The sequence below is a fragment of the Paracoccus sp. PARArs4 genome (assembly GCF_947311865.1).
GTDB lineage: Bacteria > Pseudomonadota > Alphaproteobacteria > Rhodobacterales > Rhodobacteraceae > Paracoccus > Paracoccus zeaxanthinifaciens.
This window is the reverse complement of the sequence record NZ_CAMZMW010000028.1, coordinates 1-17,572: the sequence shown is the minus strand read 5'-3', so window position 1 is coordinate 17,572 and position 17,572 is coordinate 1. Positions and strand designations below refer to the sequence as shown.

The 17,572-nt window shown below is 69.0% G+C and carries 19 protein-coding genes and 1 pseudogene; 6 read left to right on the top strand and 14 right to left on the bottom strand.

Translation table 11 applies throughout. The features are described 5' to 3' along the window. Positions 1-111: 111 nt before the first annotated feature. Entirely contained in the window at positions 112-1,434 is a 1,323-nt protein-coding gene (gene gltX / locus QMZ16_RS15825) for a glutamate--tRNA ligase (protein ID WP_282603961.1), read from the bottom strand. 84 nt (positions 1,435-1,518) lie between these two features. Between gltX and QMZ16_RS15820 the strand changes: the two genes are divergently transcribed. Together QMZ16_RS15820 and QMZ16_RS15815 are read left to right on the top strand one after the other, a co-directional pair. Beyond that, positions 1,519-1,926, top strand: coding sequence for a metallopeptidase family protein (locus tag QMZ16_RS15820; protein ID WP_022705766.1), 408 nt, complete (start codon positions 1,519-1,521; stop codon positions 1,924-1,926). A 4-nt stretch (positions 1,927-1,930) separates the two neighbouring features. Beyond that, positions 1,931-2,887: a 1-phosphofructokinase family hexose kinase gene (locus tag QMZ16_RS15815; protein WP_022705767.1), complete on the top strand. Its 957-nt coding sequence runs from the start codon at positions 1,931-1,933 to the stop codon at positions 2,885-2,887. 76 nt (positions 2,888-2,963) lie between these two features. Here QMZ16_RS15815 and QMZ16_RS15810 read toward each other — a convergent pair whose 3' ends face one another. Continuing rightward, entirely contained in the window at positions 2,964-3,290 is a 327-nt protein-coding gene (locus tag QMZ16_RS15810) for a DUF6280 family protein (RefSeq protein WP_022705768.1), read from the bottom strand. Between the two features lie 359 nt (positions 3,291-3,649). Here QMZ16_RS15810 and efp point away from each other — a divergent pair, with 359 nt between their 5' ends. Then, a complete protein-coding gene (efp, locus tag QMZ16_RS15805) occupies positions 3,650-4,213 on the top strand; it encodes an elongation factor P (RefSeq protein WP_022705769.1) in 564 nt (187 codons plus the stop codon). 57 nt (positions 4,214-4,270) lie between these two features. Here the strand turns inward: efp and QMZ16_RS15800 are convergent, their stop codons facing one another. Genes QMZ16_RS15800 through pdxY form a run of 3 tightly spaced genes read right to left on the bottom strand, consistent with a single transcriptional unit; the run spans position 4,271 to position 6,119 of the window. Beyond that, complete coding sequence (locus QMZ16_RS15800) at positions 4,271-4,528, bottom strand: hypothetical protein (protein ID WP_282603960.1); 258 nt, start codon at positions 4,526-4,528, stop codon at positions 4,271-4,273. Continuing rightward, positions 4,525-5,271, bottom strand: a complete 747-nt coding sequence (locus QMZ16_RS15795; RefSeq protein WP_282603959.1) for a hypothetical protein — start codon at positions 5,269-5,271, stop codon at positions 4,525-4,527. Before QMZ16_RS15795 ends, QMZ16_RS15800 begins: the two co-directional genes overlap by 4 nt. Beyond that, positions 5,268-6,119 (bottom strand): pyridoxal kinase PdxY, encoded by an 852-nt coding sequence (pdxY, locus tag QMZ16_RS15790; protein WP_282603958.1) that lies wholly within the window; start codon positions 6,117-6,119, stop codon positions 5,268-5,270. Before pdxY ends, QMZ16_RS15795 begins: the two co-directional genes overlap by 4 nt. 79 nt (positions 6,120-6,198) lie before the next feature. Here pdxY and QMZ16_RS15785 point away from each other — a divergent pair, with 79 nt between their 5' ends. Continuing rightward, complete coding sequence (locus tag QMZ16_RS15785; RefSeq protein ID WP_022705772.1) at positions 6,199-6,549, top strand: DoxX family protein; 351 nt, start codon at positions 6,199-6,201, stop codon at positions 6,547-6,549. Here QMZ16_RS15785 and dinB read toward each other — a convergent pair. Genes dinB through QMZ16_RS15770 form a run of 3 tightly spaced genes read right to left on the bottom strand, consistent with a single transcriptional unit; the run spans position 6,546 to position 10,011 of the window. After that, positions 6,546-7,634, bottom strand: a complete 1,089-nt coding sequence (gene dinB / locus QMZ16_RS15780) for a DNA polymerase IV (RefSeq protein WP_282603957.1) — start codon at positions 7,632-7,634, stop codon at positions 6,546-6,548. The genes QMZ16_RS15785 and dinB overlap by 4 nt on opposite strands. Then, positions 7,631-8,350: a folate-binding protein gene (locus tag QMZ16_RS15775; protein ID WP_282603956.1), complete on the bottom strand. Its 720-nt coding sequence runs from the start codon at positions 8,348-8,350 to the stop codon at positions 7,631-7,633. The genes dinB and QMZ16_RS15775 overlap by 4 nt, the downstream gene beginning before the upstream one ends. Continuing rightward, entirely contained in the window at positions 8,347-10,011 is a 1,665-nt protein-coding gene (locus QMZ16_RS15770) for an ABC transporter ATP-binding protein (protein WP_282603963.1), read from the bottom strand. The genes QMZ16_RS15775 and QMZ16_RS15770 overlap by 4 nt, the downstream gene beginning before the upstream one ends. A 286-nt stretch (positions 10,012-10,297) precedes the next feature. Between QMZ16_RS15770 and QMZ16_RS15765 the strand changes: the two genes are divergently transcribed. Further along, on the top strand, positions 10,298-11,470 hold the full coding sequence (locus QMZ16_RS15765; protein WP_282603955.1) for an aminotransferase class V-fold PLP-dependent enzyme: 1,173 nt from the start codon (positions 10,298-10,300) through the stop codon (positions 11,468-11,470). Here the strand turns inward: QMZ16_RS15765 and rsmD are convergent. Together rsmD and QMZ16_RS15755 are read right to left on the bottom strand one after the other, a co-directional pair. Further along, positions 11,462-12,028, bottom strand: a complete 567-nt coding sequence (rsmD, locus tag QMZ16_RS15760; RefSeq protein ID WP_282603954.1) for a 16S rRNA (guanine(966)-N(2))-methyltransferase RsmD — start codon at positions 12,026-12,028, stop codon at positions 11,462-11,464. The two genes, QMZ16_RS15765 and rsmD, sit on opposite strands and share 9 nt — an antisense overlap. Continuing rightward, the gene (locus tag QMZ16_RS15755; protein ID WP_282603953.1) at positions 12,025-13,224 is read right to left on the bottom strand and encodes an FAD/NAD(P)-binding oxidoreductase; all 1,200 of its coding nucleotides are present in this window, start codon (positions 13,222-13,224) and stop codon (positions 12,025-12,027) included. Before QMZ16_RS15755 ends, rsmD begins: the two co-directional genes overlap by 4 nt. A gap of 76 nt (positions 13,225-13,300) precedes the next feature. Between QMZ16_RS15755 and QMZ16_RS15750 the strand changes: the two genes are divergently transcribed. Continuing rightward, the gene (locus tag QMZ16_RS15750; RefSeq protein WP_282603952.1) at positions 13,301-13,786 is read left to right on the top strand and encodes a peroxiredoxin; all 486 of its coding nucleotides are present in this window, start codon (positions 13,301-13,303) and stop codon (positions 13,784-13,786) included. A 31-nt stretch (positions 13,787-13,817) separates the two neighbouring features. Here the strand turns inward: QMZ16_RS15750 and QMZ16_RS15745 are convergent, their stop codons facing one another. The 4 genes and pseudogenes from QMZ16_RS15745 to QMZ16_RS15730 form a co-directional block, all read right to left on the bottom strand. Next, entirely contained in the window at positions 13,818-14,951 is a 1,134-nt protein-coding gene (locus tag QMZ16_RS15745; protein ID WP_282603962.1) for a GNAT family N-acetyltransferase, read from the bottom strand. An 82-nt stretch (positions 14,952-15,033) separates the two neighbouring features. Next, positions 15,034-15,780 carry a glycerophosphodiester phosphodiesterase family protein gene (locus QMZ16_RS15740; protein ID WP_282603951.1) on the bottom strand — a complete coding sequence of 249 codons (747 nt, stop codon included), beginning with the start codon at positions 15,778-15,780 and terminating at the stop codon, positions 15,034-15,036. Beyond that, on the bottom strand, positions 15,780-16,235 hold the full coding sequence (locus QMZ16_RS15735) for a RidA family protein (RefSeq protein ID WP_282603950.1): 456 nt from the start codon (positions 16,233-16,235) through the stop codon (positions 15,780-15,782). Before QMZ16_RS15735 ends, QMZ16_RS15740 begins: the two co-directional genes overlap by 1 nt. A gap of 47 nt (positions 16,236-16,282) precedes the next feature. After that, positions 16,283-17,572, bottom strand: a pseudogene (locus tag QMZ16_RS15730) (chromosome segregation protein SMC); the annotation flags it as partial.

Here is a 17,572-nt window from a genome sequence, read left to right as displayed (position 1 = left end):
CCCCCCCCCCCCCCCCCCCCCCCCCCCCCCCCCCCCCCCCCCCCCCCCCCCCCCCCCCCCCCCCCCCGCACCCCCCGCGGGACGCAAGAAATCGCGACCGTTCTTCCTGGCTCAGCCGCGTGCCTTGACCACTTCCAGAAGCGGCATGACATCCGACATGTCGGGACCGTGCGCCTGACCCGTCAGCGCCTTGCGCAGCGGCATGAACAGCCCCTTGCCCTTGCGGCCGGTCGCTTCCTTCACCTTGGCGGTGAATTCGGACCAGGTCGCCTCGTCATAGGGCGGCGGCGGCAGCAGGGTCATCGCCTGGGCGATGAAATCGGCATCCTCGGGGGCGATATCGGGCTCGGCGCCCTTGCTGAAGATCTCCCACCAGGGGCCCAGATCGTCCAGCACCGTGATGTTCTGCGAAGCCACGCGCCAGAAGCGCTCGACCTTGTCGGCAGGCACGCCAAGCGCCACGATCCGGTCGCGCACCGCGTCCAGCGGCAGCGCCTGATTGCGCTCGCGCGTCAGCGGCCACAGATCCTCGGCATCGAACTTCGTGGGCGACGCGCCGAACTGCGACAGGTCGAACGCCTCGGCCAGCTCGTCCAGCGAGGACAGCTCGACCGGCTGCCCCGAGCCCAGCCGCGCCATCAGCGAGATCAGCGCCTCGGGGGCCACGCCCGCCTCGCGCAGATCCTTCAGCGACAGCGCGCCGATCCGCTTGGACAGCTCCTCGCCCTTGGCGCCGGTCAGCAGCGAATGGTGCGCGAAGGACGGCGGCGTCCCGCCAAGCGCCTGGATGATCTGGATCTGGGTCGCCGTGTTCGTGACGTGGTCCGATCCGCGCACGATATGGGTCACGCCCATGTCGGTATCGTCCACGCTGCTGGCGAAGGTGTACAGCACCTGCCCGTCCGCGCGGATCAGCACCGGGTCGCTGACCGACGCCGCGTCGATCGAGATGTCGCCCAGGATGCCGTCGTTCCACTCGATCCGTTCCAGATCCAGCCGGAAGCGCCAGTAGCCCTGGCGCCCCTCGGCGCGCAGGCGTTCCTTGTCGGCATCGCTCAGGTTCAGGCCAGTGCGGTCATAGACCGGCGGCTTGCCCATGTTCAGCTGCTTCTTGCGCTTCAAGTCCAGCTCGGTCGGGGTCTCGAACACCTCGTAGAGCCGGCCCGACGCCTTCAGCGCCTCGGCCTCGGCGCGATAGCGTTCCAGCCGCAGCGACTGGCGTTCCTCGCGGTCCCAGGTCAGCCCCAGCCATTCGAGGTCGCGCTTGATGCCGTCCACGTATTCCTGCTTGCTGCGTTCCTGATCGGTATCGTCCAGCCGCAGGATGAACGTGCCGCCATGCTTGCGGGCGATCAGATGGTTGAACAGCGCGGTGCGCAGGTTGCCCACATGGATATGGCCGGTGGGCGACGGCGCGAAGCGGGTGATGGTCATTGCGGTCTCCTGTCGGGGCTTGCTCTTTCACAACGGGCGTTTTTTGTCCATATCGAGGACGGATCACATGGCAGGGCGGACGCGATGAACGACTGGACCGGATGCGAGGCCCCCGCGGTCTCCGAGATCGAGGCCATTGCCCGAAAGGCGATCGCCAACCTTCCCGTGGCCTTCGCGGGCCCGGCGGCGGATGTGGCGATCCGCGTGGCGGAATTCGCCGACGAGGACATGCTGGACGAATTGCAGATCGACGACGCGTTCGAACTGACGGGTCTTTATGACGGGATCCCGATGACGCAGAAATCGGTGTCGGACCAGATGGCGCTGCCCGACACGATCTGGCTGTTCCGCCGTCCCATCATCGACGAATGGGCCGCGCGCGGCGATGTGGGCCTGGCCGAGCTGGTGCACCATGTCGTCATCCACGAGATGGCGCATCATTTCGGCTGGTCCGACGACGACATCGCCGCCATCGACCGCTGGTGGGAATGACGCCATGAGCGGCCAGACCCCGATCCTGACCGTCACGCTGAACCCCGCGCTGGATGTCAGCACCGCCGCCGACGAGGTCCGTCCCGACCTCAAGCTGCGCTGCGACAAGCCGGTCTTCGATCCGGGTGGCGGCGGCATCAATGTCAGCCGCGCGATCAAGCTGATCGGCGGGCAGTCCCGCGCGATGGTCGCGCTTGGCGGGGCGACCGGCATCCGCATGGGCGAGATGCTGAAGGCCGCGGGCCTCGACGTGCTGCGCCTGACCGCCCCCGGCGAGACCCGCCAGTCGCTGGCCGTCACCGACCGCGCGACCGGCGGGCAGTACCGCTTCGTCATGCCGGGCCCGGAATGGCACATGGCGCAGGTCGGCACCGCGATGGCCTCGATCGCCGAGGCCGCGCTGGCGGGCGGCTGGGTCGTCGTGTCCGGATCGAACCCGCCCGGCATCGCCCCCGGGTTCGAGCAGATGCTGACGGTCCGGCTGAAGGACGGACGCGCCAAGCTGATGGTCGACACCTCGGGCGACGCGCTGATGGCGATGGCCGGGTCGTCGATCCCAGTCGATGTGCTGCGCATGGACAGCCACGAGGCCGAGACCCTCGCGGGCCGCCCCCTGCCCGCCCGCGCCGACAGCGCGGAATTCGCGGCAGGGCTGGTCCGCAACGGGGCCGCGCGGGCCGTGATCGTGGCGCGTGGCGCCGACGGATCGGTCATCGCCGACGAACGCGGCGCATGGCACGCCGAGGCGGCCCCCGTGCAGGTCGTCAGCGCGGTCGGTGCGGGCGACAGCTTCGTGGCGGGCTTCGTCCTTGCGATGGCCCGCGGATGGCCCGCCGAAGAGGCGCTGGCCCTTGGCGCCGCCGCGGCCTCGGCCGCCGTGATGACACCCGCGACCGAGCTTTGCCGCGCCGACGACGTGCGCCACTTCTATTCGCAGCGTGTCGTCACCCGCCTCGCCTGATCGCAGCACTGCCGATCGCAACAAAAGAGGCCGCCCCGAAGGACGGCCCTAGGGCAACCGGCGTGATGAACCGGTATCAGGCGGCCTCGGCCTCGTCGGCCTCTGCGGCCATGCGGCGCTCGCTCTCTTCGCGCGATAGCGCGACCGAGGTGCGCACGCCCTTCGCCACGAATTCCATGAGGCCCTTCACCACGCGCTCGTTCGGGTCGATCCCGGCGCAGGACAGCACCTCGCGGCCGTCGCGCGACCGCGCCCAACGGGCGATCTGCTCGGGGCCGTTGCCGTATTTCTTGTCATCCGCAATCGCGTCATCCAGCGCGGCAAGAACCACGGCCGCGAACAGCTTGCGGGCACGTTGGCCTTGTTCGAAATTGAAAGCGGAGCCGTCAACAAAATCGCGCATATTATTTGTCCATCACTTGCGGTCACTGCCCGAAAAGCAGGACCATCGGGAAAACTGGACGCTTTCCCTTGTTTCTTACTTCCGTTTCTCCGACGGTGCCGCACTGCTTACGCCGCCGGCACCCCGATTCGATATGCCCTGCACCGCATGGCAGCCATTCGTGCCGTGCATGACACGCAAAAGGTGGGGTAATCCCGTCCCGATCACGCAAATGTCAAACGCGGTTGCCGACAAGCGTCGACTTGACAACGCCACAACTGCCTTTTGGTTGCCTGAGGGGTTCCAGCCCGATATAGGGGCGCCATCCCGCCGTTCAATGATGCAACCGGCGGCACTCCCTCAGAATCGTGAGAATCCTGATGCCCAAGATCAACGGCAACGAAATCCGCCCCGGCAACGTGCTGGAACATGACGGGGGCCTGTGGGCTGCCGTCAAGGTAAACCACGTCAAGCCCGGCAAGGGCGGCGCCTTCGCCCAGGTCGAGATGAAGAACCTGCGCGACGGCCGCAAGCTGAACGAGCGTTTCCGCAGCGAGGACAAGGTCGAGCGCGTGCGCCTGGACCAGAAGGACCAGCAGTTCCTCTACGAGACCGACGGCAAGCTGGTCTTCATGGACAGCGAGACCTTCGAGCAGACAGAGCTGGATTCCGACCTGCTGGGCGAGCGTCGCCCCTTCCTGCAGGACGGCATGACCGCGACCATCGAATATTACGGCGAGGAGCCGCTGTCGGTCGCCCTGCCCCAGAAGGTCACCTGCACCATCGCCGAGACCGAGCCGGTCGTGAAGGGCCAGACGGCTGCCAACAGCTACAAGCCCGCGATCCTCGACAACGGCGTGCGCATCATGGTCCCCCCCTTCGTCGGCGAAGGCGAGGCGATCATCGTGAACACCGAACTGTTCGAATACAGCGAACGCGCCTGAGTTCGCGCACCGCAAGACAATGGAGGGCCGCGCCACAAGCGCGGCCCTTTTTGCATCCTATCTCTCGACCAGGATGCCGATCAGCGCCTCGCGTTCGCCGGTCTTGCCCGCATCGTGCCTGGTAAAGCTGGTCTGGGCGACGACACGCCCCCAGCCGCGCCTGCGACGAACCGAGAATTCCTGCGCAGCCACGGCATCCTCTCGACGGCCGCCAAGCAGGACGACATGCTTCATGAGCCTCTTCAGCGCACGCCCCTCGGCGGGGAACTGCATGGAGAAATGGCCCGCCTTACGACCATCCGTCCTCATGGTCATCGGCTGCCACCCTCCGAGGCGATCACATAGGCGCAGATCACCTTGCCGTCGGCACGGATCGTGGTTTCCTCGTCGACGGCATAGAGGTCCGCCTTGATGACGCGGTTCTCGAAACGCTCGTCGGGGGCACGGTCGGGCCTGAGAAGGTGCAGCGTCGATCCGTCGAAGCACGGGTCCGACACCGGCACGCGCGCCTGTCCTAGGCGGTTGTTCACGGCTGTCGCGATGCGGCGGGGAAAGCCGGTCCCCAGCTTGTAATGCTGGGGGTCCGAGTAGAAGAAACCGGGCATTCGTCCGCGTTTCGAGGCGAACTCGTCCAGGACAGGACGCATGTCCACGGCATGAAGCCCCCGCGCCTCGATGAGGGTGAACATCGCATCGCGGTAACCCCGCCTTGCATCGGCCCGCAATTCGGGCTGGTTCCAGAAGATGAGCGGCAGAACCCGGATGTCGCGCCGGGCAGCCAGTTCGAGGAACCACGCAAGGTTGTCCATCAGGCTTTCGAGGGACTGCCCCACCGCCCAGTGCGTCTGCTCGTTCAGCGAATATTCCCAGATGACGGTCGCGCCGTCGGGGATCTCGCCCGACAGCAGGCGATAAGTCGCCATAAGGCTGGTCGATCCCCCGACCGCGAGGTTTGTCACGGCAAGTTCGGGCGCGATCTCGGACCATTGCGCGACCCAGCCGTTGGTCATCAGGCAGTTCGAGCCGCCCACGACATAGACGGTGTCGGGCCTGCTCATGCCAGCGTCTCGGCGGCGAAGGTTCGGGTGGGGGTCACGAACTCCTCCTGCGCGGCGATCAGGCGGATCTCTCGGGTGCCGGCGCGGGCGGTTTCTGACAGGACGCCATGGACCGAGGCCGCGGCGCGGGACAGGGCCTCGGACGGGTTGCCGCTGCGCAGGTGGTGGACGAAGAACAGGGCCGCGACCATGTCGCCCGTGCCGTTGGCGTTCAGCTCCAGCCGTGGGGTGCGGACGCGCCATTGGCCTTGGGCGGTGCTGGCCACCATGTCGATGGCATCGGCGGGCGTATCCTCCAGCAGGACCGAGGTCGCCAGAACGACCCGCGGTCCCATCGCGTGCAGCGCCCCGAGTGCGCGGCGCAGCGCAGCCAGGTCGCGGACGGGGGTGCCGGTCAGGAATTCCAGCTCGAAATGGTTGGGGGTCACGATGTCGGCGGCGGGAACGGCGATGTCGCGCATGAATTCGGGGATGCCCGGACGCACGAAGATGCCGCGCCCCACATCGCCGATCACCGGATCGCAGCACCACATGGCCCTGGGGTTCGCCGCGCGCACGGCCTCGGCGGCGTGGATCACCGCGTTCCCGATGTCGGACGACCCCATATAGCCCGAGATCACCCCGTCGCAATCGGCCAGCACGCCGCGATCGGCGATGCCCTCGACGATCTCCTCGACGGCGGGACCGTCGAAGACGCGGCCCTTCCAGTCGCCATATCCGGTATGGTTCGAGAACTGCACCGTGTGGACGGGCCAGACCTCGACGCCCAGGCGCTGCATCGGAAAGACCGCTGCGGCGTTTCCGGCATGGCCGTAGGCCACGTGCGACTGGATCGACAGGATGTTCATGGCGGCCCCCTTCGGATGATCGGCTTGCCCTTCGATAGGGCGCGCGCGAAGGTTTGAAAAGCACGAACGGAGAGGTTGCATGAACCGATACCTGAACATCGCGGGGCGCGTGCTGATCGCGATCCTGTTCGCGGGCGGCGCCCTGCAGAAGATCGCGGACCCCGCCCCCGTCGCGCGGATGATCGCGGGGATCGGGCTGCCGGGCGGGCTGGTCTGGACGGTCGCTGCCTTCAACGCGCTGGCGGCGGTCTGCCTGGTCTTCGGGCCGTATGTGCGGGCATGGGCGCTGCTGCTGGCGATCTATTGCATCGGGACCAGCTGGTTCCACTGGCAGCTGCGGGTCGACCCCTGGCAGGTCAGCATCATGGTCAAGAACTGGGCCATCGCGGGCGGGCTGTTGATCCTGGCCTCGCAGCCGAAGGGGCGCTAAGGGAACAGGTCCAGCTGCTCGGGGCCGCTGTCCTGCGCGTCGAAGCCCGACAGGGTGATGCCCAGCAGCCGCGCCCCGCGCGGATCGGGCAGCACGACCCGCGCCAGCTCGCGCGCGATGGACAGCAGCTCGCCCTCGGACGCGACGGGGTGGGACAGGCTGCGCGCCCGCGTGATCTGCCGGAAGTCCGAGAACTTGACCTTGAGCGTCACCGTCCGCCCGTGCAGGTCGTGCCGCCCGACCGAGGTCCAGACCTTGGCCGCCAGCGGGACCAGCGCCTCATCCGCCTGATCGAGCGTCATCAGGTCGGCGGCAAAGGTGTTCTCGGCGCCCACGGACTTGCGCACGCGTTCGTTGCTGACGCGGCGATGATCCACCCCGCGAGAGATGTTCCAGTAATACCGCCCCGCCTTGCCGAAACGCCGCGTCAGGAAGTCCAGCGTCTGCGCGCGCAGGTCCGCGCCGGTATGGATGCCCATCGCCTGCATCTTGGCGGCGGTGGCGGGACCGATGCCGTGGAACTTGCCCACCGGCAGGCCCAGAACGAATTCGGGACCGCGTTCGGGGGTGATGACGCACAGCCCGTCGGGCTTGTTCTGGTCCGATGCCAGCTTGGCCAGGAACTTGTTGTAGCTGACGCCCGCGCTGGCGGTCAGCCCGGTCGCCTGCCGGATGCGCGCGCGGATCTGCTTGGCGATGGCGGTGGCCGTCACGCCCTCGGGCAGATGGTCGGTCACGTCCAGATAGGCCTCGTCCAGGGACAGCGGCTCGATCAGGGGGGTATAATCGGCGAAGATCTCGCGGATCTGCTGGCTGACGGCGCGATAGACCTCGAAGCGGTGGCGCACGAAGATCAGGTCGGGGCACAGCCGCGCCGCCGTGACCGACGGCATGGCGGACCGCACGCCGAAGACCCGCGCCTCGTAGCTGGCGGCGGCCACGACGCCCCGCTGGCTGGACCCGCCGACCGCGACCGGCTTGCCGCGCAGCTCGGGATTGTCGCGCTGTTCGACCGAGGCGAAGAACGCGTCCATGTCCACGTGGATGATCCGGCGCGGGGGCGGATCATCCGGTCCGGGGGTCATTCCGCGGCGACCGCCACGCCATCCGCCTCCATCCCCTCGCCCATGCGGTCGAAGCGCAGATAGGCGATGGCCCGCCCGCCCGATTGCGTATGAACGCGCCCGACCTCTCGGCCGTCGCGGGTGATGGGCGTGCCGGGGTCGACGGGGCCGTCGACGGCGACGGTGCGCAGTCCCTTGCGCAGCTCGGTCTTGTGCTTCATCCGGGCGGTGACCTCCTGCCCGACATAGCAGCCCTTGCGGAAATCGACGCCGTTCAGACGCTCGAACCCGACCTCGAGGATGAAGGTCTCGTTCGGGACCAGCTCGACCAGGGTCTCGGGGATGCAATGGGCCACGCGGATCGCGTCCCAGTCGCTGCCGTCATCGCCCGAGGCGCCGTAATGGCGCCAGCCCATCGCCGGATCGCGCGGATCGGTCACGGCCCCTTCGGGCGCGGGACCGGTGCCGCGCGCGACGTCCATCTCCACGGGTTCCAGCGCCACCTTCGATCGCAGCTTGTACATGGACAGGCGGCGGGTCACGTCCTCGGCCAGCCGCGCATCGACGTCGATCAGCAGCGCGTCGCCATCGGGGATCACGAAGAAATCGGCCAGGTACTTGCCCTGCGGCGTCAGCAGCGCGGTCCAGCAGGGCGCGCGCCGGATGTCGTTCGTGACCAGCCCCTGCAGGAACTCGACCCGGTCCTCTCCGGTCACGCGGATGATCTGGCGGCTCATTCAGTCTCTCCGAATTGCAATGCGACGAGGCGGGCATAGGCCCCGCCCTTCTGCATCAACTGGTCATGCGTGCCCTGTTCCACAACCCGTCCGGATTCCAGCACGACGATCTTGTCGGCATTGCGGATGGTGGACAGGCGATGCGCGATGACCAGCGTGGTGCGGTCCTTGGACAGTTGGTCCAGCGCGTCCTGGACCAGCCGCTCGCTTGCGGTGTCCAGCGCGCTGGTGGCCTCGTCCAGCAGCAGGATCGGGGCGTCGCGCAGGACGGCGCGGGCGATGGCCACGCGCTGGCGCTGACCGCCCGAGAGCGACGATCCGCGCGGGCCCGCGGGGCTGTCCAGATCGCGCTGCCCGTCCAGGAAGTTGCGCACATGCGCGGCGTCCAGCGCCTGCTGCAGATCGGACTCGGGGGCGTCGGGGCGGCCCATCAGGATGTTGTCGCGCAGGCTCTCGTCGAACAGCGCCGCGTCCTGCGACACGGTCGAGAACTGGTCGCGCAGCGTGCCCAGATCGTAATCCGTGACCGGCACGCCGCCCAGAAGGACCTGCCCGCGATCGGGATCGACCATGCGGGTCAGCAGGTTGAAGACGGTGGACTTGCCCGCGCCCGACGGGCCGACCAGCGCGGTGGTGCGGCCCGCCTCGGCCTCGAAGGTCAGGCCGTGCAGGACGGTCTGCCCGTCATAGGACAGCCAGACGTCGTCCAGCCGGATGCCCGCATCGTCGGGCGCATCCTTGCGCGGACCCGACCGGACCGAGGGTTCGGTGTCGAACACCTGGTAGATCCGTTCCAGGCTGGCCGCCGCCGTCTGCCACGTGCCCGCAAGCCCGCCCAGCCGGCGCATCGGCTGGAAGGCCAGCGCCAGCGCGGTGAAGAAGGCCATGAAATCGCCGACGCTGCGGTTCCCCTCCATCACCTCGTTCCCGCCAAGCGCCAGCACGGCGACGAAGCCGATGCCCGTCACGATGTCGGTCAGCGCGGGAATGACGCTGGCCGTGGCCGCGACCTTGGTCTCGGCCTTGCGGATACGACCCACGATGGATGCGAAGCGCGCGGTCTGCGCATCCTCGGCGCGGTTGAGGCGGATGGCCTGGATGCCGTGCAGCACCTCGTCCAGGCGCGTGGCGCGCAGGCTGGCATTGGCACGGTTCTGGCGCATCTTGCGGCGGATGTATTTCTGCACCAGCGCGGCGGGCATGATCAGGATCGGCGCGCCGATCAGCGCGCCGAAGGTCCAGACCGGATCGATGGTCAGCGCCACCGCGAACAGCATCACCAGCGAGATGACGTCGCGGGTCGAGCTGGTGATCAGCGTGGCCCACACGCCCTGCACGGCGATGGTGTCGCCCTGGATGCGCTCGATCATGGCGCCGGGGGAATTGTCGCGGAAGAAGCGCTGGTCCAGCGTCAGGATATGCGCCAGAAGCCGCGTCTGCATCAGCGTGGACACCGACAGAGAGATGCGCGTCAGCAGCGCGCGGCTGGCGATCAGCGTCATCGCGCGCAGCAGGAACACCCCGAAGATCGCCATGCCGACCCACCAGATCGCGCCCTGCTGCTTGCCCACGAAGACAAGGTCGAACAGCGGCTTCAGCATCCAGCTGATCAGGGCCAGGGTCGACCCCTCGACCGTCATCAGCGCGAAGGCCAGCGCCATCCCGCCGCGATGCGGACGCAGATAGTCGTGCCACAATCGCGCAAGCAGGCCCTGCACCTTCCTGGGGGTGGGGCGGGGCTGGGCGGCCCCCGCCTCGGCGATCATGCGGGTCGGGCTTTGGGTCTTGGGGTCCACGTGATGATCGTGCCTTCGGTGGTGGATGTTTCCGCCCACAGGCTTACCCCCCTTGGCGGGGGTGCCACAAGTCCGGCCCCTTGCGGTTGACCGGCGCGGGCAAGCTGCCTACCGATTGCGGGTCAGAAACCACCGCGCCCGAGATCCGAAGATGACCCTTGCCCACGGCCACGAGCTGATCGCCATTCCCGGCCCCTCGCCCCTGCCCGCAAGGGTCATGAACGCCGCCCACCGCGCATCCCCCGACATCTATGGCGAGCCGCTGGCGCAGGTGAACCTGGCGCTGATGGCGCAGCTGAAGCGGCTGGCGGGGACGCGGGCGAACCTTGCAACCTATATCGGCAACGGCCATGCGGGATGGGAGGCCGTCGCCGCGAACCTGCTGGAGCGCGGCGACCCGGTGCTGGTCGTGACCTCGGGGCATTTCGGCAGGTCCTGGGCCGACACGCTGGAACGCACCGGCATCGCGGTCGAGCGGCTGGATTCCGGCAACCTGCCCCCCGAGCCCGACCGGCTGCGCGACCGGCTGGCGCAGGATGCGGACGGCACCATCCGCGCCGTGATGATCTGCCAGACCGACACGGCCACCGGCACCATGGCCGACATCCCGGCCTTTCGCGCGGCCATGGGGGATCACCCCGCGCTGCTGGTCGTCGATGCGATCGCGTCCCTCGGATGCGCGCCGATGCGGATGGACGACTGGGGCGTGGACGTGCTGATCTCGGCCAGCCAGAAGGGGCTGATGTCGCCGCCGGGCCTGTCCTTCGTCTGGTTCTCGGACAGGGCGGCGGCGCGCGGGCGGACGGGCCTGACGACGCCCTGGTGGGACTGGCACGGCCGCGCGAATGCGGGGGCGCTGTGGCAGTTCTGGGGCGGCACCCCGCCCGTGCAGTCCATCTTCGCCCTGTCCGAGGCCCTGACCATGATCCTGGACGAGGAAGGGCTGGAGGCCGTCTGGCACCGCCATGCGCGTCTGGCCCATGCCGTCTGGGCTGCGGTCGATGCCTGGGGCGCGAATGGCAGCGGCATCCGCCTGACGGTCGCGGATCCCGAACGCCGCGCGGCATCGGTCACGGCGGTGACGCTGCCCGGCGCGGCGCGGCTGCGCGAATGGGTGACGCGGGAATGCGGCGTGACCCTGGGCGTGGGCATCGGGTCCGACACGCCCGAGGATGCGCTGCGCATCGCCCATATGGGCCATACCGGCGCGGGAACGATCATGGGCGTGCTGGGCGCGATGCAGGCGGGGCTGATCGCGCTGGACATCCCCCACGGGCCGGGCGCGCTGGAGGCCGCGGCCGCCAGCATCGCCGCCTCAGCCTAGGGGCAGCCGCGCCAGCGTCACCACGGTATCGCCATAGCTGCGCTGGTCCAGCAGGGTCAGCGCGGCGGGCAGCAGTGGCGGGCGGGCCTCTTCCCACAGGACGGTCGCGCCGGGTGCCAGCCAGCCGCCCTCCAGCGCGGATGCGATCGCCAGCTCGCCCTTGCCCTGCCCATAGGGCGGATCGAGGAACACCATCCCGAAGGGCTTGCCCCGGATCTCTCCCAGCTTGGTCGCATCGCGCCGCCACAGGTCGGTCGTGCCCTGCGCGCGGGCCTTTTCCACGTTCTGCCGGATCAGCGCGCGCGACTTCACCCCGTCATCGACGAAGGTGACATGCGACGCCCCCCGCGACAGCGCCTCGAGGCCAAGCGCCCCCGTCCCCGCGAACAGGTCCAGCACCCGCGCACCGGGCAGCGGATTTCCGTGGCTGCCGTTGATCAGCAGGTTGAAGATCGATTCCCGCACGCGGTCGGTCGTCGGGCGCAGGTGGGCGGCCATGTCCCCCTCGCCCAGATCGGCCAGCTTGAGGCCGCGCAGGCTGCCGCCGACGATCCTCACAGCAGCACCTTCAGGTCGGGCGCGGACGGGATCGCGTCGGGGTCGGGGCTGCGACCGGCCTCGATCAGGCGCTTGCCGATCATGTAGGCGCGGGCATCGTTCAGCGCATCGACCGCGATCAGGCGACCGTCGCGGAAATACCAGACCGAGCCCGCGTGATCGCCCTGCCCCGCCCGCGTCACGATCCGGTCGTGACCCGCGCCGATGCCCGCGATCTGCAGCTTGGCGTCGAACTGGTCGGACCAGAACCACGGCTTCGGGGCATAGTCGCGATCCGCGCCCAGCATGTTGTCGGCCACGCATTCGGCCATGTCGATGGCATTGCCGACGCTTTCCAGCCGCATCCGGCCCGCTTGGGTGGCAAAGCTTGCGCAATCGCCTGCAGCCCAGATGGCCGGATCGGACGTGCGCCCCTGCGCATCGGTCGCGATGCCGTCATCCAGCGCCAGCCCCGCCGCGCCCGCCAGCGCGGTCTCGGGCAGGACACCGATGCCTTGGATCACGATGTCGGCGGGAATGCCGCGCCCGTCGGTCAGGTGCACGCCGGTCGCGCGGTCGGTCCCCTCGATGGCGGCGATGCCCGTCCCCTCGAGGATCTGGACCCCGTGGGCGCGGTGCAGGTCGCGGATCATGTCCGCCGTCTCGGGGGCGGCCACGCGGCCCAGGATGCGGGGCGCGGCCTCGATCAGGGTGACGTTCAGGCCCAGCTTGCGCGCGACCGCCGCAGCCTCCAGCCCGATATAGCCGCCGCCGATCACCACGAGGTTGCGCCCCGCCTGCATCGCGGGCGCCAGCGCGTCCACGTCGGCCAGGTTGCGAATGACATGGGTGCCGGGCAGATCGCCCCCCATCGCGGCGGGCAGACGGCGCGGCGCGGCGCCCAGTGCCAAGGCCAGCGCATCGTATTCATGCACCCCCGCATCGGTCGTGACGGTCCGTGCCGCACGGTCGATGGACAGCGCGCGTTCGCCGGTCCGCAGGTCGATCCGCTGGTCGGTCCACCATTCGGGCCCGCGCAGCGTCAGGCGGTCCAGCGCCATCTCGCCCAGCAGATAGGCCTTGGACAGCGGTGGCCGCTGATAGGGGGCGGCGGCTTCGTCGCCGATCACGGTCAACGGGCCGTCATGGCCCTTCGCCCGCAGACGTGCCGCCATCGAGGCCGCCGCCTGCCCCGCCCCCAAGATGACGATGCGCATTTCTTCCCGCCTTCTGGTCTGTGTCAGGCACGCACCCTATATTCCCTGCGAATCCGTTGCAATTCAGGAGCGTTACATGACCATCGCCGCCGGAGACAAACTGCCCAAGGGCAACCTGCTGCGCATCGGCGCGGAAGGGCCCGAAGCCGTTTCCACGACCGAGCTGAGCACGGGCCGCGTCGCCCTGTTCGGCCTGCCGGGCGCCTATACCGGCACCTGCACCAACGCGCATATGCCCAGCTTTGTGCGCACCGCCGACGCCTTCCGCGACAAGGGCATCGACCGCATCGTCTGCGTGACCGTGAACGACCCCTTCGTGGCCGCCGCATGGGCCGAATCCACCGGCGCGACCGCTGCGGGGATCGAGGTTCTGGCCGATGCCGACGGCAGCGTGACCAAGGCGATGGGCCTCGATTTCGACGCGCCCCCGGTCGGCTTCTTCGGCCGCTGCAAGCGTTTCGCGTCGCTGGTCAAGGACGGCACGGTCGAGACGATCGAGGTCGAGGACAGCCCCGGCACCTGCAGCGTCAGCGCGGGCGAGAGTCTGCTGGAAAAGGCCTGATCCGTCCCGGTCGGGGGTCAGCCCCCGACCGTCAGCCGCCCTTGCGGAAGGGCGTGAAATCCGCCAGCGCCGCGATTTCGCGGCCCATCGCGTCGCGTTCCTCGTCCAGGTAATTCTCCAGCGCCCGCAGGAAGCCCGGATCGCGCACCCAGTGCAGCGAATGGATGGGGACCGCCTCGTATCCGCGTGCCAGCTTGTGTTCGCCCTGCGCCCCGGCCTCGACCCGGCCCAGCCCGTGGGCGATCGCATGGTCGATGGCCTGGTGGTAGCACAGCTCGAAATGCAGGAAGGCGTGGTCCTGCACGCAGCCCCAGTATCGGCCATAGACCGCATCCGGCCCGAGGAAGTTCAGCGCCCCCGCGATGGGGTGCCCGTCATCCTCGGCCATGACCAGCAGCATGTCGTCGCGCATCGTCTCCTGCACGCGGTCGAAGAAGGCCCGCGTCAGGTAGGGCTGGCCCCATTTGCGCGCGCCGGTATCCTGGTAGAACTCCCAGAACGCATCCCAGTGTTCGGGCCGCAGATCGTCGCCCGTCAGGTGCCTGATGGTGCCGCCGAAGCCCTGCGCCTTCGCGCGTTCCTTGCGCAGGTCCTTGCGCTTGCGCGAGGACAGCGCGGCCAGGAAATTGTCATAGCTGCCATATCCGCGGTTCAGCCAGTGATATTGCTGCGTGACCCGCGGCAGAAAGCCCGCATCGGCACCCAAAGCGGCCTCGGACGCGGTGCAGAAGGTGACATGCGCGCCCGAACATTCGGCGCGGTCGGTCAGCTGCATCAGCGCCTGCAGCAGCGCCGCACGGTCGCGGTCGTCGCGCGCCAGAAGCCGCTGGCCTGTGGCCGGGGTGAAGGGCACCGTGGCCTGCAGCTTGGGGTAATACCGCCCGCCCGCGCGCATGTAAGCGTCGGCCCAGGCATGATCGAAGATGTATTCGCCCTGGCTGTGCGATTTCGCATAGAGCGGCATGGCCGCCACGACATCCCCCCCACGCTCCAGCGTAAGGTGCAGCGGCTGCCAGCCGGTGCCGGTGCCAACGGAACGCGAATCCTCCAGCGCGGCCAGAAAGCGGTGGGTCGTGAAGGGGTTGCCGTCGCCAAGGCCGTCCCAGACCTCGGGCGCGACCTTGTGGATCGAATCATGGGTGGACAGCGTCAGCGCATCGGTCATGGCCCGAAGATAGGGGGCGATGCCGCCGATGTCAGGGGGGCCGGGGCGGACAGGGTGCCACATGCACCCTGCCCCTGTTCACTTACGCGGCATAGCCTTCGAAGGTGATGTTCTGCGCGACCTTGCGGGCCTCGGCCTCCTGTTCCGGGGACCGGATGGTCCAGGTCAGCACCGCCGCGCCATCGGCACGCAGCGCATCGACGCGCGGATTGCCCAGATCGCCCCGCGAATGCGAGATGAAGCAGGCCCCCACGCGGTCGTAATCGACGATCAGCGACAGCGCCTCGCGGCGCTCGGCAGGCACCTGCGGCCAGTCGGCCTCGGCATAGTCGCAGGTCGTCAGACCGACCGGCACGGCGGGTGCCGCCGCATGGAAGGCCGCGACCGTGTCCGGGCTGAAGGACATCAGCGCGACCGGACCGTCATAGCCCTCGAGCGCCTGCGCCACGCGCGCGGGCAGATCGCCCACGTCAGGGCCCAGCCTGCCGTCCTGGTCCTTGATCTCGATCAGCAGGGGCACGCGGCCCGCCACCAGGTCCAGGAACTCGGCCAGGGTCGGGATCTTCTCGTCGCTGCCGGTCAGGCGCAGGGCCGCCAGATCGGCGGGCGAGGTCTGGGCGATGAACCCCGCCTGCCCCGTCAGCCGCGCCATGTCATAGTCGTGAAAGACCATCGGCGTGCCGTCGGCCGCCGGCTGGATGTCGCATTCGATCCCGTATCCGGCCTCGATCGCGGCACGCGCGGCGGCAAGGCTGTTTTCCGGGACGCCCGGGGCATGGAAGCCCCGATGCGCGATGGGCGTGGTCAGGAAGACCTGCGGCAGGGTCATCAGGCGATCTCGAAGATGGCCTCGATCTCGACCGCGACGCCGAAGGGCAGCGAGGGGGCCGAGACGGCGGCACGCGAATGGCGTCCGGCATCGCCGAACACCTCGACCATCAGGTCCGAACAGCCGTTGATGACCTTGGGCTGGTCCGTGAAGTCGGGGGTCGAGTTCACGAAGCCGGTCAGCTTGACCACGCGGGTCACGCGGTCCAGGTCGCCCACGGCGGCCTTCAGCTGCGCGATCAGGGCCAGCCCGCAGCGGCGCGCGGCGGAGGCCCCATCCTCGACGCTGGTGCCGTCGCCCAGCTTGCCGGTGATCAGGCCGTTCTCGTCGGCGCTGATCTGCCCCGAGATGAAGACCAGGTTGCCGGTCTGCACGAAGGGCACGTAATTCGCGGCGGGCATGGGTGCTTCGGGAAGGGTGATGCCCTTGTCGGCCAGGGTCTGTTCGACGCTCATGATGTCCTCGCGGTTGGGATTCGCGGGCGACCCTAGCGCGGGCGGCCTCAGGCGACCAGAGCCTCGGCGCGCTTGAGGTCCACGCTGACCAGCTGGCTGACGCCCTGCTCGACCATCGTGACGCCGAACAGCCGGTCCATCCGCGCCATCGTCACCGCATGGTGGGTGATGATCAGGAAGCGGGTCTCGGTCCGGCGGGTCATCTCGTCCAGAAGGTCGCAGAAGCGGCTGACATTGGCGTCGTCCAGCGGCGCGTCGACCTCGTCCAGGACGCAGATCGGCGCGGGATTCGCCAGGAAGACCGCGAAGATCAGCGCCATCGCGGTCATCGTCTGCTCGCCCCCCGACAGAAGCGACAGCGTGGACAGGCGCTTGCCCGGCGGCTGGCACATGATCTCCAGCCCCGCCTCCAGCGGATCGTCGGATTCGACCATGACCAGGCGTGCCTCGCCGCCGCCGAACAGCGTGGTGAACAGCGTGCCGAAATTGGCGTTCACCGTCTCGAAGGCCGCAAGCAGGCGTTCGCGACCCTCGCGGTTCAGGCTGCCGATGCCCGCGCGCAGCTTGCGGATGGCTTCTTCCAGATCGGATTTCTCGGCGGCAAGGCGGTCGCGCTCGGTCTCCAGCTCCTGCTTGTCCTCGTCGGCGCGCAGGTTCACCGCCCCGAGCGCGTCGCGGCTGGACCGCAGCCTCGCGATCTGCGCCTCGAGCGTATCCGCCGCCACGTCGTCCGGGATGTCGCCAAGCGCGTCGCGCAGCTCGGCGGGGGTCTTCTCGGTCTCTTCGTGGATGCGCTGGCGGGCGGCTTCTTCCAGATCGCGGGCGGCCTCGGCACGGGCCTCGCGCGCGGCGCGGGTCTCGCGCGCATCCGAGGCAAGGCGTTCGGCCTCTCGGGCGGCAAGGGCGGCGCTGCGGGCGGCATCGTCGGCAGTGGCCAGCGCGTCGCGGGCGCGGGACAGGCGCGTCTCGGCCTCGGCCTCGCGTTCGGCCATGGCGCGGCGGCGTTCGGCCAGGATGGCGGGCTGGCCACGGGCGCCGACCAGCTGATCGCGGGCCTCGTCGCGGCGCTGGATCAGTTCGGCGGCGCGGGTGCCGGCCTGCTGCAGGCGCAGACGCCAGCCGGATTCTTCCTTGGCGATCTCCTGCAGGCGCTTCAGGCGGGCATTCGCCTCTCGGCGCAGCTCGTCCAGCGCGGCGCGGCGGGTCATGGTGGCGATGCGCGCGGCCTCGACGCCCGTGCGGGCATGTTCGACGGCATCGGCGGCGGCCCCGCGATCGGGCAGCGCGGCCAGCTGGCCCTCGGCCTCGGACAGGCGGGCGGTGGCGTCGGCGGCATC

Coding starts and splice junctions, on each gene's coding strand:
- gltX (WP_282603961.1), bottom strand. CDS start 1,434: ATGACCATCACCCGCTTCGCGCCGTCGCCCACCGGCCATATCCATGTG.
- QMZ16_RS15820 (WP_022705766.1), top strand. CDS start 1,519: ATGAACGACTGGACCGGATGCGAGGCCCCCGCGGTCTCCGAGATCGAG.
- QMZ16_RS15815 (WP_022705767.1), top strand. CDS start 1,931: ATGAGCGGCCAGACCCCGATCCTGACCGTCACGCTGAACCCCGCGCTG.
- QMZ16_RS15810 (WP_022705768.1), bottom strand. CDS start 3,290: ATGCGCGATTTTGTTGACGGCTCCGCTTTCAATTTCGAACAAGGCCAA.
- efp (WP_022705769.1), top strand. CDS start 3,650: ATGCCCAAGATCAACGGCAACGAAATCCGCCCCGGCAACGTGCTGGAA.
- QMZ16_RS15800 (WP_282603960.1), bottom strand. CDS start 4,528: ATGACCATGAGGACGGATGGTCGTAAGGCGGGCCATTTCTCCATGCAG.
- QMZ16_RS15795 (WP_282603959.1), bottom strand. CDS start 5,271: ATGAGCAGGCCCGACACCGTCTATGTCGTGGGCGGCTCGAACTGCCTG.
- pdxY (WP_282603958.1), bottom strand. CDS start 6,119: ATGAACATCCTGTCGATCCAGTCGCACGTGGCCTACGGCCATGCCGGA.
- QMZ16_RS15785 (WP_022705772.1), top strand. CDS start 6,199: ATGAACCGATACCTGAACATCGCGGGGCGCGTGCTGATCGCGATCCTG.
- dinB (WP_282603957.1), bottom strand. CDS start 7,634: ATGACCCCCGGACCGGATGATCCGCCCCCGCGCCGGATCATCCACGTG.
- QMZ16_RS15775 (WP_282603956.1), bottom strand. CDS start 8,350: ATGAGCCGCCAGATCATCCGCGTGACCGGAGAGGACCGGGTCGAGTTC.
- QMZ16_RS15770 (WP_282603963.1), bottom strand. CDS start 10,011: ATGGCGCTGGCCTTCGCGCTGATGACGGTCGAGGGGTCGACCCTGGCC.
- QMZ16_RS15765 (WP_282603955.1), top strand. CDS start 10,298: ATGACCCTTGCCCACGGCCACGAGCTGATCGCCATTCCCGGCCCCTCG.
- QMZ16_RS15755 (WP_282603953.1), bottom strand. CDS start 13,224: ATGCGCATCGTCATCTTGGGGGCGGGGCAGGCGGCGGCCTCGATGGCG.
- QMZ16_RS15750 (WP_282603952.1), top strand. CDS start 13,301: ATGACCATCGCCGCCGGAGACAAACTGCCCAAGGGCAACCTGCTGCGC.
- QMZ16_RS15745 (WP_282603962.1), bottom strand. CDS start 14,951: ATGACCGATGCGCTGACGCTGTCCACCCATGATTCGATCCACAAGGTC.
- QMZ16_RS15740 (WP_282603951.1), bottom strand. CDS start 15,780: ATGACCCTGCCGCAGGTCTTCCTGACCACGCCCATCGCGCATCGGGGC.
- QMZ16_RS15735 (WP_282603950.1), bottom strand. CDS start 16,235: ATGAGCGTCGAACAGACCCTGGCCGACAAGGGCATCACCCTTCCCGAA.